3 protein-coding genes are annotated in these 1,805 nt (G+C 34.2%); 2 read left to right on the top strand and 1 reads right to left on the bottom strand.

Annotated features, from left to right (window positions below):
* The coding region (locus VIL26_00240) for a sugar phosphate isomerase/epimerase family protein (GenBank protein ID HEY8389375.1) at nucleotides 1-696 on the top strand (696 nt) is incomplete at its 5' end.
* 6 nt (nucleotides 697-702) lie between these two features.
* Here the strand turns inward: VIL26_00240 and VIL26_00235 are convergent.
* Nucleotides 703-1,446 carry a DeoR/GlpR family DNA-binding transcription regulator gene (locus VIL26_00235; GenBank protein ID HEY8389374.1) on the bottom strand — a complete coding sequence of 248 codons (744 nt, stop codon included), beginning with the start codon at nucleotides 1,444-1,446 and terminating at the stop codon, nucleotides 703-705.
* 155 nt (nucleotides 1,447-1,601) lie between these two features.
* Between VIL26_00235 and VIL26_00230 the strand changes: the two genes are divergently transcribed.
* Nucleotides 1,602-1,805: Ldh family oxidoreductase (locus VIL26_00230; GenBank protein HEY8389373.1), on the top strand; the 204-nt coding region annotated here is incomplete at its 3' end.

Here is a 1,805-nt window from a genome sequence, read left to right as displayed (position 1 = left end):
AAAGCTCGTGAATTAAGAAAATATGCTGACAGTCTGGGTATTGTATGCAATCAGGCGCATGCACCTTTTCCTACGGTAAAACCTGGAGATGATGAATTTAATAAATATATTTTTTCAAAAATCGTAAGAGCAATAGAAGTTGCAAGTATTTTGGGTGCAAAAACAATTATAGTTCATCCTTGGAACTACTATAATGCAGAACAAAACGCTGAGCTTTATCAGCAATTTTTGCCTTATATAAAAGACTTGGGCATGAAAATTGCCTTAGAAAATATGTGGAATTGGGAAAAAGGTGCACCATATGCAAAATCTGCTGCTTGTTCACATCATGATGATTTTTTGAGACATTTGTCACTTTTAGATGACAAATATTTTACTGCGTGCCTTGATTTAGGACACGCAGAGATTAAAGGACTTGATACTAGCGCCGTTGAAATGATAAATGCACTAAAAGACAGATTGACCAATTTGCATATACACGATAACGACTTGTGTCATGATCTTCATCAATTGCCTTATGCAGGCAGCATCGATTTTAAAAAGATTTTAGATGCATTAAAACAAAACAATTATCAAGGCGATATAACATTTGAAGCCGATAGATATATAAGAAAATATCCGTTGGAATTATATCCTCAAGCAACTAAGCTAATGGTGGAAATAGGTAAGTATTTTAGAAGCTATCTAGATGATTAATTCTTGTTACCATAGATTAGCTTTGCCTGTATAAACAGATTTTGGGAATTTTTTTTCACTCACAATATCTGTTATATCATCTACTGAGCATAGATTATGGATGCAGGGCGCACCAATTTTTTGAGTGTCCAAAAGAAGCACTCTTCTTTTGGATGCGCTTAGCATTACTTTTCTAATGTTGTTTTCTTCAACTGCATTATCAGTTAACATGCCATCTTCTGTTAAAGTGCGTACTGAAATAAAACATATATCAGCATTAAAGTTTTTGAGATATTTTTCGGCATGTGAGCCGACAAAAGCCAGCGAATTATTGATAAGCTGGCCGCCTGTGCAATAGTTTTTTATTTTTAATTCGCCCAGCATTACGCTTGCTTTTGCACTGTTGGTTATAACTATAATTTCTTTGAAATCTTTAAGATAGGGAATAATAGACAAACTGCTGGTTGAAGAATCCAGCATTATCAAATTGCCTTCTTTAATCAGCGAAACCGCTTTTTTTGCGATCAGGATTTTTTCATCATTATGTTCTTTTTCTCTAATATATAATGGCAAGTTTTCATCCAGTGCAGGGGGTTTTAGTATTACACCGCCGTGGGTTCTGATAACTTTGCCTTTTTGAGCCAAAGAATTTAGATCGCGTCTTATGGTGGGCTCACTTACAAACAGCTTTTTTGCCAAATCTTTTATTGATGTGCTTTCGTTATATGAAAGCAATTTTAATATATCATCTTCTCTATCATCTAAGGGCATAAAACTTTCCTCATATGATCATTTGATTAAAAAATCAATATAGTTTTGTCAATATATGATTGAAATATTCAATCAAAACGCTCGATGTTGACAATTTTGATCAACGACATTATAACATAATTAAACAATCAAAATCAAATTATAGGAGTATTAATATGCCCAAAGTAGTATTAGATTGGAAAACCGCACAAGAGTTTGTAACAGATGCGTTTGTAGGTGTAGGCGTACCTAGAGAAGATGCCGAAATCTGCACAGACGTTTTGTTGGAATCAGACAGAAGAGGTATAGAATCTCACGGCGTCAACAGATTTAAGCCTATATACATAGACAGAATTTTAGCCAAGATTCAAAATCCTGTA

This window comes from Clostridia bacterium (assembly GCA_036562685.1).
Lineage (GTDB): Bacteria > Bacillota > Clostridia > Christensenellales > DUVY01 > DUVY01.
This window is presented reverse-complemented; position numbering and strand designations above follow the sequence as displayed.

Bases quoted from the DNA above. Each gene is read 5' to 3' on its own strand.
- VIL26_00235 (HEY8389374.1), bottom strand. From the start codon at position 1,446: ATGCCCTTAGATGATAGAGAAGATGATATATTAAAATTGCTTTCATAT.